The 12,681-nt window shown below is 73.3% G+C and carries 15 protein-coding genes; 10 read left to right on the plus strand and 5 right to left on the minus strand.

Annotated elements, in window-relative coordinates:
- Positions 1 to 31: 31 nt before the first annotated feature.
- On the minus strand, positions 32 to 853 hold the full coding sequence (locus B0I33_RS01460; RefSeq protein WP_106176649.1) for an ABC transporter permease: 822 nt from the start codon (positions 851 to 853) through the stop codon (positions 32 to 34).
- A complete protein-coding gene (locus B0I33_RS01465) occupies positions 850 to 1,857 on the minus strand; it encodes an ATP-binding cassette domain-containing protein (RefSeq protein ID WP_106176650.1) in 1,008 nt (335 codons plus the stop codon). The genes B0I33_RS01460 and B0I33_RS01465 overlap by 4 nt, the downstream gene beginning before the upstream one ends.
- Before the next feature lie 90 nt (positions 1,858 to 1,947).
- Here B0I33_RS01465 and B0I33_RS01470 point away from each other — a divergent pair, with 90 nt between their 5' ends.
- A complete protein-coding gene (locus B0I33_RS01470) occupies positions 1,948 to 2,685 on the plus strand; it encodes a TetR/AcrR family transcriptional regulator (RefSeq protein ID WP_245900383.1) in 738 nt (245 codons plus the stop codon).
- Positions 2,686 to 2,734: 49 nt separating this feature from the next.
- Here B0I33_RS01470 and B0I33_RS01475 read toward each other — a convergent pair whose 3' ends face one another.
- A complete protein-coding gene (locus tag B0I33_RS01475) occupies positions 2,735 to 4,531 on the minus strand; it encodes an AMP-dependent synthetase/ligase (RefSeq protein WP_106176651.1) in 1,797 nt (598 codons plus the stop codon).
- A gap of 110 nt (positions 4,532 to 4,641) precedes the next feature.
- On the opposite strand from B0I33_RS01475, the gene B0I33_RS01480 reads away from it, so the two are divergent.
- The 7 genes from B0I33_RS01480 (at position 4,642) to B0I33_RS01510 (ending at position 9,898) form a co-directional block, all read left to right on the plus strand.
- The gene (locus tag B0I33_RS01480; protein ID WP_106176652.1) at positions 4,642 to 5,052 is read left to right on the plus strand and encodes a polyketide cyclase / dehydrase and lipid transport; all 411 of its coding nucleotides are present in this window, start codon (positions 4,642 to 4,644) and stop codon (positions 5,050 to 5,052) included.
- A 9-nt stretch (positions 5,053 to 5,061) separates the two neighbouring features.
- A complete protein-coding gene (locus B0I33_RS01485; protein ID WP_106176653.1) occupies positions 5,062 to 5,850 on the plus strand; it encodes a metallophosphoesterase family protein in 789 nt (262 codons plus the stop codon).
- A gap of 64 nt (positions 5,851 to 5,914) precedes the next feature.
- Entirely contained in the window at positions 5,915 to 6,358 is a 444-nt protein-coding gene (locus B0I33_RS01490) for an SRPBCC family protein (RefSeq protein ID WP_106176654.1), read from the plus strand.
- Position 6,359: 1 nt separating this feature from the next.
- Positions 6,360 to 7,520, plus strand: coding sequence for an ArsA family ATPase (locus B0I33_RS01495; protein WP_106176655.1), 1,161 nt, complete (start codon positions 6,360 to 6,362; stop codon positions 7,518 to 7,520).
- Positions 7,517 to 7,966 carry a hypothetical protein gene (locus tag B0I33_RS01500; protein WP_106176656.1) on the plus strand — a complete coding sequence of 150 codons (450 nt, stop codon included), beginning with the start codon at positions 7,517 to 7,519 and terminating at the stop codon, positions 7,964 to 7,966. The genes B0I33_RS01495 and B0I33_RS01500 overlap by 4 nt, the downstream gene beginning before the upstream one ends.
- Positions 7,967 to 7,974: 8 nt before the next feature.
- Entirely contained in the window at positions 7,975 to 8,910 is a 936-nt protein-coding gene (locus B0I33_RS01505; RefSeq protein ID WP_106176994.1) for an ROK family protein, read from the plus strand.
- A 112-nt stretch (positions 8,911 to 9,022) separates the two neighbouring features.
- Positions 9,023 to 9,898 carry an NUDIX domain-containing protein gene (locus B0I33_RS01510; RefSeq protein ID WP_106176657.1) on the plus strand — a complete coding sequence of 292 codons (876 nt, stop codon included), beginning with the start codon at positions 9,023 to 9,025 and terminating at the stop codon, positions 9,896 to 9,898.
- 39 nt (positions 9,899 to 9,937) lie between these two features.
- Here the strand turns inward: B0I33_RS01510 and B0I33_RS01515 are convergent, their stop codons facing one another.
- Entirely contained in the window at positions 9,938 to 10,423 is a 486-nt protein-coding gene (locus tag B0I33_RS01515; protein WP_106176658.1) for a hypothetical protein, read from the minus strand.
- Entirely contained in the window at positions 10,420 to 11,181 is a 762-nt protein-coding gene (locus tag B0I33_RS01520; RefSeq protein ID WP_106176659.1) for an alpha/beta hydrolase, read from the minus strand. The genes B0I33_RS01515 and B0I33_RS01520 overlap by 4 nt, the downstream gene beginning before the upstream one ends.
- Before the next feature lie 193 nt (positions 11,182 to 11,374).
- On the opposite strand from B0I33_RS01520, the gene B0I33_RS01525 reads away from it, so the two are divergent.
- On the plus strand, positions 11,375 to 12,136 hold the full coding sequence (locus B0I33_RS01525; RefSeq protein ID WP_106176660.1) for a lysophospholipid acyltransferase family protein: 762 nt from the start codon (positions 11,375 to 11,377) through the stop codon (positions 12,134 to 12,136).
- 27 nt (positions 12,137 to 12,163) lie between these two features.
- The gene (locus B0I33_RS01530) at positions 12,164 to 12,664 is read left to right on the plus strand and encodes a polyadenylate-specific 3'-exoribonuclease AS (RefSeq protein WP_106176661.1); all 501 of its coding nucleotides are present in this window, start codon (positions 12,164 to 12,166) and stop codon (positions 12,662 to 12,664) included.
- Positions 12,665 to 12,681 lie beyond the last annotated feature (17 nt).

The following is a 12,681-nucleotide window of genomic DNA, read 5'->3' on the forward strand; positions in this document are numbered from 1 at the left end:
CTCAGGACACGGCCGGGCACGGGCGGGCGGGTCACAGGCCGGCGGTGCGGAAACGGCGGACGGCGAGCGGCACGAAGATCACCAGCAGCAGCGCCGACCAGCCGACCGTGGCGAGCACCGGGTGCTCGATCGGCCAGGCCAGGTCGCCCGTGGGCAGCCCGGGGTTGCCGAACAGCTCCCGGCAGGCCACCGCCGCCGCGCTGACCGGGTTCCAGTCGGCGATCACCCGCAGCACGGTGGGCATGCCCTCGGTGGGCACGAACACGTTGGAGATCATGGTGACGGGCATGACCAGCGGTGCGATGCGGGCCGCGGTCTCCTCGTTGCGCACCAGCGAGCCGAGGAACACCCCGACCCACGACACGGCGTACTGCAGCAACAGCAGCAGGCCGAACGCGCCGAGCGTCGCGCCCACGCCGTGATGCGCCCGCCAGCCGAACAGCAGCCCGCACCCGGCCATCACGGCCAGGCTGCCCGCCGCCACGACCAGGTCGGACGCCGTCTGCCCGAACGGCACCGCCGAGCGCGCCATCGGCATCGACCGGAATCGGTCCATCACGCCGAGACCGTTGTCCTTGGCGATCACCGTCAGCGAGCCGACGAGGCCGAACACGGTGCCCATGACGAACAGGCCCGGCATCAGGTACTCGCGGTAGTTCCCGCCGCCGGGAATGGGGATCGCGCTGCCGAAGACGTAGCCGAACAGCACCACCGACACCAGCGGGAACGCGAACGTGGCCACGATCTGGCCCGGCTGGTGCCTGAGCTTGAGCAGGTTGCGGCCGGCCACGGTCAGTCCGTCGGCGAGCCCGGCCCGCAGAACCGGCAGGGGAGCGGGAGCCGGCGTGCTCATCGGCTCACCTCCCCGGCGAGCGCGGGCGTGGCGGTCCCGGGCGGATCGGCGGGCTCGGCCGGCCTGCCGGTGAGGGTGAGGAACACCTCGTCGAGCGTGGGCCGCCGCAGGCCGACGTCGACGGCGGGCACGCCCTCCTGGTCGAGCCTGCGCACCACGTCGGGCAGGGTGACGCTGTCCGCGCCGACGGGAACGGACACCAGCCGGCGCTCGGGGTCGGCGTCGGGTCGCGTGCCCTCGGCGGCGATCGCCGACAGCACCCGCGCCGCCTCGCCGAGGTCGGCTCCGTCAGCGAGCACCACGTCGATCCGGCCACCGATCCTGGCCTTCAGCCGGTCCGGGGAGCCGGTCGCGATCACGCGGCCGGTGTCGATCACGGCGATGTGCTGTGCCAACTGGTCGGCCTCGTCGAGGTACTGGGTGGTGAGGAGCACGGTGGTGCCGTCGGCCACCAGGTCGCGGACGGCGTCCCAGATCTCGTTGCGGCTGCGCGGGTCCAGACCCGTCGTGGGCTCGTCCAGGAACAGCACGGCGGGGGAGACGAGCAGGCTCGACAGCAGGTCGAGCCTGCGCCGCATGCCTCCCGAGTACGTCCTGACGAGCCGGTCGCCCGCGTCGGCGAGGCCGAAGCGCTCGAGCAGCTCGTCGGCGCGCCTGCGGGCACGGGGTCCGCCCAGGTGGAACAGCCTGCCGAAGATGCGCAGGTTCTCGCGGCCGGTGAGGTCCTCGTCGACGGCGGCGTGCTGGCCGGCCAGGCCGATCCGGCGGCGCACGGCGTCCGCCTCCCGCACGACGTCGTGCCCGGCGACGACGGCCCGGCCCTCGTCGGGGCGGGTGAGCGTGGCGAACACCCGAACGGCGGTGCTCTTGCCCGCGCCGTTGGGTCCGAGCAGGCCGTAGACCGTGCCTGCCGGGACGGTCAGGTCCAGGCCCGCCAGCGCGGTGGTGGCCCCGAACCTCTTGTGCACTCCCTCGGCGACGACGGCCGCGTCCGGTGTCCCCATGATGGTCCCCTCAGCTGGGTACGATGTACGCAACTCAACCTAGTGAACCGAGTACGATGTACGCAACCGAGTTTCGCCCGAGGTGAACGCGTGACCGCCGAGGAGCCGTCGCTGCCCGCACACGTGCGGATGTGGATGCCGCAACCGAAACGCGGCCGGGGCCCCGCGCCCGCCTACAGCCGGGAACAGATCGCCGACGCCGCCATCGGCATCGCCGACCGGGACGGGCTCGGCGCGGTCTCGATGCGGAAGGTGGCCGCGGAGCTCGGCACCGGGGCGATGAGCCTGTACCGCTACGTCGAGAACAAGCACTGCCTGTACGAGCTGATGGCCGACCGGATGCTCGGCAGGCGGGAGTGGCCGGAGCTCACCGGCGACTGGCGCACGGACCTGCGCGACCTGGCCCGGGGACAGCGCGCGATCATGCTCGAACACCCGTGGCTCACGGAGGTGTGGAGCGGCAGGCCGACGCTCGGCCCGAACATGCTGGCCGGGCTGGAACGTGCCTTGTCCATCGTGGACGGTCTGGGGATGGGCATCGACGACATGTTCGAGACCGTCGGGATGATCGATGCCTGGGTCACCGGGTATGTCAAGAACGAGCTCGCGGCGCGCGCGGACCTCGGCGGTGTCGCGGGCGAGGAGCTGCAGCGGCAGCTGGGCGGATACGTCGAGTCGCTCGTGGCGAGCGGGGAGTACCCCTACTTCACGCGGATCGTGCGGGAGGCGAGGGGCCCGCACTCGACGTACGGCGAGCACTTCGAGCGCACGCTCGACCGCCTCCTCGCCGGGATCGAGGCCACCCTGCCGCCGCGGGGTCGTGAGTGAGAAACGTGGTTAGAACCACGTTTCTCACTCACGACCCCGGGCCGCCTGGCTACTTGGTGTAGAGGGCCTCGATGTCGGCGGCGTAGTTCTTGCTGACCACGTTGCGCTTGAGCTTGAGGCTCGGCGTGATCTCCCCGCTTGCCTCGGAGAAGTCGTGCGGCAGGATCGTGAACTTCTTGATCGCCTCGGCGTGGGAGACGAACTTGTTCGCCTCGTCCACGGCGGCCTGCACGTCGGCGCGCAGCTCGGGGTCGCCGGCCAGGTCGGCGACCGTGGCGCTCTCCGGCTTGCCGTGCTGCTGCTTCCAGGTGGGGAAGAACTCCTCGTCGATGGTCACCAGCACGCTGATGAACGGCCGCTGGTCGCCCACCACCATGGCCTGGCTGATCAGCGGGTTGGCCTTCAGCGTGTCCTCGAGCCCGGACGGGGCGACGTTCTTGCCGCCCGCGGTGACGATGATCTCCTTCTTCCGCCCGGTGATCCGCAGGAATCCGTCGTCGTCGAGCTCGCCGAGGTCCCCGGTGTGGAACCAGCCGTCCACGATGGACTCGTGGGTGGCCTGCTCGTTGTTCCAGTAGCGGCTGAACACGACGTCGCCCTTGAGCAGGACCTCACCGTCGTCCGCGATGCGGACGGTGGTGCCCGCGATCGGACGGCCCACCGTGCCCACCTTGAACGCGTGCTCGGTGTTGACGTGCGCGGCCGCCGACGTCTCGGTGAGGCCGTAGCCCTCATACACCGGGTTGCCGATGCCGCGGAAGAAGTGCCCGAGCCGGGCGCCGAGCGGCGCCCCGCCGGACACGGCCGCGATGCAGCGCCCGCCGAGCGCCGCGCGCAGCTTCGTGTAGACCAGCTTGTCGAACACGGCGTGCTTGAGCCGCAGCCCCAGCCCGGGACCGCCGCGGTCCAGTGCCTCCGAATAGGCCACCGCGGTCGCCTCGGCCGCGTCGAAGATCTTGCCCTTGCCCTCGGAGTGCGCCTTCAGCTTGGCGCCGTTGTAGACCTTCTCGAACACGCGCGGCACCGCCACCACGAACGTCGGCCGGAACGTGCCGAGGTCGGCGACGAGGTTCTTCGTGCTCGGCGTGTGCCCCAGCGTCACCCTGGCGGTGAACGCGGTCAGCACGATCGCGCGGGCGAGGATGTGCGCCAGCGGCAGGAACGCCAGCTGCGAGTTGCCCGCCTCCATCAGCCGGGGGAACGCCTCGATGTTGGCGCGGATCTCCGACAGCAGGTTGTGGTGGGTGAGCACGACGCCCTTCGGCCTGCCCGTGGTGCCCGACGTGTAGACGATCGTGGCGATGTCGCCGGAGCCGACCGCCCTGCGGCGGGTGTGGACGTCCTCGTCGGACACGTCCTGCCCCAGCCGGGTCAGCGCGTCGACGGCGGGCTCGTCGCCGTCGATCTGCCACGCGTGGTTCAGCTGGGGCAGCCTGCCCCGCACGCTCTCCAGGATCCCGGCGTGTTCCGCGGTCTCCACGACGACGGCCTTCGCGCCCGAGTCGGAGAGGATCCAGTGCAGCTGCTCGGCCGAGGAGGTGTCGTAGATCGGCACCGTCACGCCGCCCGCCGCCCAGATGGCGAAGTCGACGAGCGTCCACTCGTACCGGGTGGCGGACATGAGCCCGACGCGGTCGCCCTGCTGGATGCCCGCGGCGAGCAGTCCCTTGGCGACACCCAGCACCTGGGCGGCGAAGTCGCGCGCGGTGACGTCGAGCCAGGACGAGTCCGCCTGCCTGCGGAAGCTCACCGTGTCGCCGAACCGTTCGGCATTCGCCCACACCACGTCCGACAGATTCTCGTCGTCGGCGACCGTCCGAACTGCGGGGGCGCTGTATTCGCGCACGTGAACCTCCGTGTCCAACCCTGTGTTACTCGCGGGTCAACTTAGCCGTTGCCGTACGGCCACGCCATGGCCGGGGCACAACGATTCGGTGAGCATGTCATTCTGCACCCGTGTCCGCTTCTCAGAACGCACCGGCAGCGCTGGACATCGTCGACGAGACGTTCCTCGCGGTGCCGCCCGGCACGGTCGCGGCGGCTTTCGCCGACCCGCGGTCGTGGAGCCGTTACTGGCCCGATCTCGTCCTCGAAGTCTACACGGACCGGGGGGACGCCGGCCTCCGCTGGACCGTGCGCGGGGCCCTGGTCGGCACGATGGAGGTGTGGCTGGAGCCCGTGCTCGACGGCACCGTGCTGCACTACTTCCTGCGGGCCACGCCGTCGGCCGAGCTGAAGCCGCGCGCGCTGCGCAGGGAGGCCGACCGCAGGGCGCGCGCCGCCAAGGCGATCGCCCTGGAGCTGAAGGAGACGCTGGAGGACGGGCGGGAGCCGGGCGTGCCGCCGCGAGCCGCGGCCGCTGAGTAGGCTGGCACCGTGCGGGTTCATGTCGTCTCCGACGTGCATGGCAACGCCGAGGCTCTCGCTCGCGCGGGGGAGGGCGCGGACGCGCTCGTCGTGCTCGGCGACCTGATCGACTTCGTCGACTACCACGAGCACGGCAACGGCATCCTGGGCGCGCTGTTCGGCGCCGAGCAGGTCGAGACGTTCGCGCGGCTGCGCCGCGAGGGCACGCGCGAGGAGACGGTGGCGTTCTCCCGGTCGCTGTGGGCGAGCCTCGACGACCCGGCCGCGGCCGTCGACGAAGCGATCCGGGAGCAGTACGCGGCACTGTTCGGCGCGATGACCGCGCCCACCTACGCCATTCCGGGCAACGTGGACGCCCCCGCGCTGTGGCCCGAGTTCGCCGGGCCGGGCATCCACCTGGTCGACGGCGACGTGGTGGAGCTCGGCGGCCTGCGGTTCGGGTTCGTCGGCGGCGCGCTGCTGCCCGAGGGCGTCACCCCGCGCAAGGGCGCCGTGTGGCGGCCCTACCTGCGCCCCGCGCCCGAGTTCGCGGAGTCCGTGGCGCGGTTGAAGGACGTCGACGTGCTGTGCAGTCACATCCCGCCCGCCGTGCCCGAGCTCGCCTACGACGTCGTCGCCCGCAGGCCGGAGATCGGGTCGCAGGCCCTGCTCGACGCCATCCGGGCCGAACAGCCGAGGTGGGCGCTGTTCGGGCACGTGCACCAGCCGCTCGCCGCGCGGACGCGGGCGGGCCGCACCGAGTGCCGCAACGTCGGCCACTTCAAACAGACCGGGCGCCCGTTCGTGCTGCGCTGGTGAGCGCGCCACGCGGGAGCCCCCGCGCGCACGTCGGCGGGCACCGGGGCGGCTACGCTCTAGCCCCATGGCCGAGCAGTCCACGCAGTCCATCGAGGTCGACGCGGCACCGGACCGGATCATGGCGGTGATCGCCGACCTGCCGGCCTACCCGGAGTGGGCCAAGGCCGTCCGGCAGACCGAGATCCTCGCCACCGACGACGCGGGCCGGGCCAAGCAGGTGCGGTTCACGCTCGACTCCGGCCCGGTGAAGGATGTCTACACGCTCGAGTACGACTGGGCCGACGACGGGCTCTCGGTGAGCTGGCACCTGGTGAAGGGCCAGATGCAGAAGTCCCAGGACGGGACCTACCTACTGGAGCCGCTCGGTGACGGCCGCACCAGGGTCACCTACACGCTCTCGGTCGAGCTGGCGCTGCCGATGATCGGCCTGCTCCGCCGCAAGGCCGAGAAGATGATCATGGACACGGCGCTCAAGGAGCTGAAGCGGCGCGCCGAGGGCATGGCCTGACGTGCGGGTCCTGCTGTTCACGGGCAAGGGGGGCGTCGGCAAGACGACCCTGGCCGCGGCGACGGCGGCGGAGCTGGCCCGCCGGGGAGCCAAGACCCTGGTGGTGTCCACCGACCCGGCGCACTCGCTCGCCGACGCGTTCGGCGGGCCGCTGACCGGCGAGCCCGCGGAGGTCGACCCCGGACTGCACGCGGCGCAGATCGACGCGCGGGACCTCGTCGACAGCGCGTGGGCCACCCTGCGCGAGCGGCTGCGCACCGCGCTCACCGGGGCCGGGCTGGACGCGCTCGACGCCGAGGAGCTGACCATCGTGCCCGGCGTCGACGAGCTGCTCGCACTCACCGAGGTGCGCAGGCTCGCCGAGACCGGGCCCTGGGCGAACGTGGTCGTCGACTGCGGGCCCACCGCCGAGACGCTGCGGCTGCTCGCGCTGCCGGAGGCGGTGTCCGGCTACCTGGCGCGCGCGTACGGCGCGCGCGGCGTGTTCGCCAGGGCGGCGGGCACGGTCAGCGGGGTCACGGCGTCGGTGCAGCGCCTCGCCACCCACGTCGACCACCTGCGCGGGCTGCTCACCGACCCGGCCGTGACGTCGGTGCGGCTCGTGCTCACACCCGAGCGGATGGTGGTGGCCGAGACCCGCCGCACCCTGACCTCGCTGGCCCTGCGGGGCATCCGCGTCGACGGCATGATCGCCAACCGGATGATGCCCGCGCCCGGGCTGTGGCGCGGGGCCGCGGCCTCGTGGCTGCGCACGCGGCGCAGGCAGCAGGAGGAGGTCCTCGCCGAACTGCGCGACTCCGGGCTGCCCGACGGGATGCTGCGCGCGGTCGAGCACCGGGCGGCCGAACCGGTCGGCCTGCCCGCGCTGCGGGAGATCGCCGCCGAGCTCTACGACGGGGCCGATCCCCTCGGCGGGGCGGGCCCGCCCGCGGCGCCACTGCTGACCGTGTCCGAAGTAGACGGTGGCTTCACGCTGCGCGTCGCCGTGCCGCTGAGCCGGGAGGCCGCCGTGGACCTCGCCCGCGTCGACGACGACCTGGCCGTCACCGTCGACGGGTTCCGGCGGCTCGTCGCGCTGCCCGCGGCCCTCCGGCCGTGCCGGGTCACGGGCGCGGAGGCCGACGCGGGCGGCCTGCTGGTGCACCTGGAGAGGACCGTATGACCGCAGAGGGCGACATCCCGCGTGACGACGGGACGAGTCTGGCCGAGGAGATCAGGCTGCTCGTCGAGATGGTCGTCGAGCGCGCCGCGCCCTGGCTGGACAGCGTGGTCGCGGCGGGCCACGGCGACCAGGGCGACCAGGGGCAGCAGGAGCACCGGGACCGCGCCGGGGCCGCCTGCGGCTGGTGCCCGCTGTGCGCCATCGTCGCCGTCGTGCGCGGTGAGCGGCCCGAGGTCGCCGCCCGCCTGCTGGAGCAGGCCGCGCAGCTCGTCGCGCTGCTGCGGGCGGTGCTGGCCGACCGGTGGGAGCCCCAGGAGGGCGTGCACATGCCCGGTTTCCGGCCGTCCTCCTCGCCCGGCGCGGACGGCGGACCGGCGCCCGCGGGGCGGGAGCGCGTGCAGCGCATCACCGTCCGCAGGCGGGACGACTGGGAGCGGCGGTGCTGACGATCGGCGTGGACGTCGGCGGCACCAGCGTGCGGGCCGGCGTCGTCGACGAGCGGGGTTCCGTGCTGGACACCGCGCGGGTGGGCACGCCGAGCGGGGAGAACGCGCTCGACGACGCGATCACCGGCGTGGTGGAGGAGCTGCGCAACCGGCACGAGGTGGGCGCGGTGGGACTCGCCGTGGCCGCGTTCGTGCGCCCGGACCGGCGCTCGGTCATGTTCGCGCCGCACCTGGCGTGGCGGGCCGTGCCGGTGGCCGACCGCATCGCCAAGCGCGTGGGCCTGCCGGTCACGCTGGAACACGATGCCAACGCGGCTGCCGTCGCCGAGCACCGCTTCGGCGCGGGGCGCGGCTCCCGGGTGGCCGCCCTCATCGCGCTGGGCACCGGCATCGGCGCCGGGCTGCTGCTCGACGGCACGCTGTTCCGCGGTGCGCACGGCGTCGCCCCCGAACTCGGCCACCTGTGCGTGGTGCCGGGAGGGCGGCCCTGCTCGTGCGGCAAGTACGGCTGCTGGGAGCGCTACTGCAGCGGCACCGCGCTCGCCGCGACCGCGGTGGAGCTGCTCGCGCGGCACCCGGGCCGGTCGACGGTGCTGGCGCGGGAGACGGCGGGCGACCCCGGTTCGGTCACCGGCAGGCGGGTGGCGGGCGCGGCACGCGACGGCGACCCGATCGCCCAGCGCGCCATGGCGGAGCTGGCGAAGTGGCTCGGTGAGGGTCTCGCGCTGGTCGCCGACGTCTACGACCCGGAGATCGTGGTCATCGCGGGCGGGGTGTCCGAGTCGGCGACGCTGTTCCTGGACGAGGCCAGGGAGCACTACGCGGGCGCGGTCACCGGCGCCGGGCACCGGCCGCTCGCGCGCCTGCGCACCGCGCAGCTCGGCGACCAGACGGCCATCGTGGGGGCGGCGACCCTCGCCAGGGAAGAACACCTGCGCCGCTGACCGTTCCCCGTGTCAGGAGTGGCTCGTTACTGACGAGAAGTGTCAGTAACGAGCCACTCCTGACATCAGGGACCCACGGCGGCCACGGTGACGTGGCCTCTACAGTTGCCGGATGCAGCTCGGTGACGGCGACGGCTTCGTGCGCTGCGCCTGCGGCAACCGGCACTGGGGCCTGCACGGTGCGGCGGGCCTCCTGCTGAGCGACCCGGGGCGCGGCGTCCTGCTGCAACGGCGGGCATGGTGGACCCACCACGGCCGCACCTGGGCGCTGCCGGGCGGTGCCGTGCGGTCCGGTGAGTCGCCCGAGGAGGCCGCCGCGCGGGAGACCGAGGAGGAGACCGCCGTGCCGCGCGACGCGGTGCGGGTGCGCGCCTCCGCCACCGTCGACCACGGCACCTGGCGGTACACGACGGTGCTGGCCACGGTGCGCGAGCGCGTGCGGGCGCACGTGGCCAACGCCGAGAGCACCGACCTGCGGTGGGTGCCGCCCGAGGAGGTGGCCGGCTACCCGCTGCACCGGGACTTCGCGGCGGCCTGGCCCGAGCTGCGCGCGCAGCTCGACCGCGAGCTCGTCGTGGTGGTGGACGCGGCCAACGTCGTCGGCTCGCGCCCGGACGGCTGGTGGCGTGATCGCGCCGCCGCCGCGGCCAGGCTGCGCGACCGGCTCGGCGGGCTCGTGCGGTCGGGGGTGTGCGCGAGCGACGTCGCGCTGCCGCTCGGCCCGCACTGGTCGTGGTGGCCGAGGGTGGTGCTCGTGGTGGAGGGGCACGCACGCGGCACCGAGCCGAGCGAGCACGTCGAGGTGGTGCCCGCCGAGCAGGACGGCGACACCGCGGTGGTGGTCACGGCCCGCGCGGCGCGGGCCGCCCGGCCGGACGATCACGTCGTGGTGGTCACCGCCGACCGGGGACTCCGGGAACGGGTGCGCGGCACCGCGACCGAGATCGTGGGTCCCGCGACGCTCTGGGACCTGCTCGACCGCTCGTGAGTGAGAACCGTGGTTCTAACCACGGTTCTCACTCACGAGTCACACCTGGGCGCCGTTGTCCGGGTCGGCCCCGTCCGGCGGCCCCTGCCGCACGCGCAGCAGGAGCAGCGCGATCCCGGTGGCCAGCGCCAGCATCCCGACCGGTGTGCCGACCGTGGCGGGGATGCCGATGAGGCCCGGCGAGATGAGCAGCAGCAGGCCGAGCACGAAGAACAGCAGCACCACGAACGCGCCCTTGCGCGGCTTCGGCAGCGGCGGCGGCTCCGGGGGAACGTAGTGCTCCTCGTCGGACGCCGCGGTCGGGTCGGCGCCGAACATGGTCTCGTCCCAGCCGGTCTCGCTCTCCCGCCAGCCCGGCCCGGTCGCCGCCGCGGGGGTCCTGGCCTCGCCGGGGTCCTCGCGCGACGGCGGCTCCTCCGCGGGCCGGTCGTCGTCGCCGAGCCCCTGCGCGCGCAGGCCGGCGACGATCTCCTCGAAGGTGGCGTCGACGTCCTCCGGCCCGTCCGCGCCTGACATTCTGCTCACCGGGCACCAACCTGTCCGACCGACTGCAGGAACCGCACGCTCTGCTCGAAGACCAACGGTGCGTCGTTGTCCAGCGTGGCCACGTGGTAGCTGTCGTGCAAGACCACGTCCCGCAGGTCCGCGCTCCGCACCGACGCGGCGATGACCCGGGAGTTCTCCGGCTCCACGATGTGGTCGACGGCCGAGTGCAGGAGCAGCAGCGGCTGCGTCACCTTCGGCAGGTCCCGGCGGACCACCCGCCACAGCCGGGACAGGCTCGCCGCCGCGCGCAGCGGCGTGCGCGCGTAGGCGAGCTCGGTGACGCCGGGCCTGGCGATGTCGCCGCCGACGCCCCTGACCGCCGGCACGAACGGCGCGAGCAGCGGCAACAGCCGCGCGTCCCGGCGCCGCGTCAGCACCGAGGGGTTGACCAGCACCAGCCCGGCCAGTGCCGGGCCGGTCTCCTGGGCCAGCCGCAGCGCCAGGGTGCCGCCCATGGACAGCCCGAACGCGAACACCGCGTCGCACCGCCGCCGCAACGCGTCGAACTCGGCGCGCACGCACCCGTACCAGTCGGGCCAGCGGGTGCGGTTGAGCTCCTGCCACGTGGTCCCGTGCCCCGGCAACCGCGGGCAGCGCACGGTGTGGCCCGCCGCGGCCAGGTGCTCGCCCCACGGCCGCATGCTCGCGGGGGTCCCGGTGAACCCGTGGATCAGCAGGACCCCGGTCTCCGTCGAGCCGGTGTGCGCGAACGGCTCCGCGCCAGCGAGGACAGGCATGCCCGGTCGCCCTCCCGTCGAGCTACGTACGCCCCATGTTCGCACGCGCGGACGCCGGCCCGCGTGCGGAGGCGTGTTGTGATGTCGATCGCTGGGCACCCCGGCGGGGACGTTCCCTGTTGTGCCCGCCCGGTCGCGATTCGTAGGCTGGCTGACCGGGTGCGGGGTGTTCGCCGGAGGAGGGGTTGACGCGGTGCTCTATCGCTTCATGAAGTACGTGCTGCTGGGGCCGCTGCTCCGGCTGTTCTGGCCGGCGAAGGTGACCGGCGTGGAACACGTGCCCGACCGTGGTGGGGCGATCCTCGCGAGCAACCACCTCGCCGTGGCCGACTCGTTCTTCATGCCGCTGTACGTGCGCCGGCGCGTCACGTTCCCCGCCAAGCAGGAGTACTTCACGGAGAAGGGGCTGAAGGGCCGCCTCAAGAAGTGGTTCTTCACCGGGGTCGGCCAGTTCCCGATCGACCGGTCCGGTGGTTCGGCCGCGCAGGCCGCGCTCGACACGGCGATCCGGCTGGTGCGCGAGGGGCACCTGCTCGGCATCTACCCCGAGGGCACCCGGTCGCCCGACGGGAGGCTGTACAAGGGCAAGACCGGGGTGGCCCGCATCGCGCTGGAGTCGCGCGCCCCGGTGATCCCGGTGGCGATGGTCGGCACGGACAGGGTGAACCCGATCGGCTCCCGGATGTGGTGGCCGCGCCGGATCGAGATCCGCTTCGGCAAGCCGCTCGACTTCTCGCGGTACGAGGGGCTTTCCGGCGACCGGTTCGTCGAGCGGTCCATCACCGACGAGATCATGTACGCGCTGATGGAGCTGTCCGGGCAGGAGTACGTCGACATCTACGCCGCGAAGGCGAAGGAACTGCTCGCCGCCGAGGCCGCCGGGGTGCGGCCGGCGGTGCCGGTGCAGCCGGGGGCGCGGGACGCGACGCGCCTTCCGGAGACCAAGGCGGGTTGAGCACACCCGTTCGAGTACGGTGCCCCGGTGCGGTTCTTCTACGACACCGAGTTCATCGAGGACGGCGTGACGATCGATCTGGTCTCGATCGGTGTCGTGGACTCCCGAGGGCGCGAGTTCTACGCCGTCTCCACCGAGTTCGACGCGCACAAGGCGGGGCCGTGGGTGCGCGAGAACGTGCTGCCGAAGCTGCCGTCGCCGGGCGACCCGGCGTGGCGCAGCCGGGAGCGGATCCGCGAGGACCTGCTGGAGTTCCTCGGCAAACCGCCCGGCGGGATCGAGCTGTGGGCTTGGTTCGCCGCCTACGACCACGTCGCGCTGGCGCAGCTGTGGGGACCGATGCCCGCGCTGCCGCGCCAGCTGCCGCGCTTCACCCGCGATCTGCGGCAGCGCTGGGAGGACGTGGGCAAGCCCCGGCTGCCCGACCCGCCGGGCGACGCCCACGACGCGCTCGCCGACGCCCGGCACAACCTGGAACGCTGGCGGGTGATCGAGGACGCGGCCCGCCGCCTCGGCCTGCCCACCTGACGGGCGGTGAAGGGCAC

Origin of the sequence: Prauserella shujinwangii (genome assembly GCF_003001955.1) — a bacterium.
In the GTDB taxonomy this organism is placed as follows: Bacteria; Actinomycetota; Actinomycetes; order Mycobacteriales; family Pseudonocardiaceae; genus Qaidamihabitans; species Qaidamihabitans shujinwangii.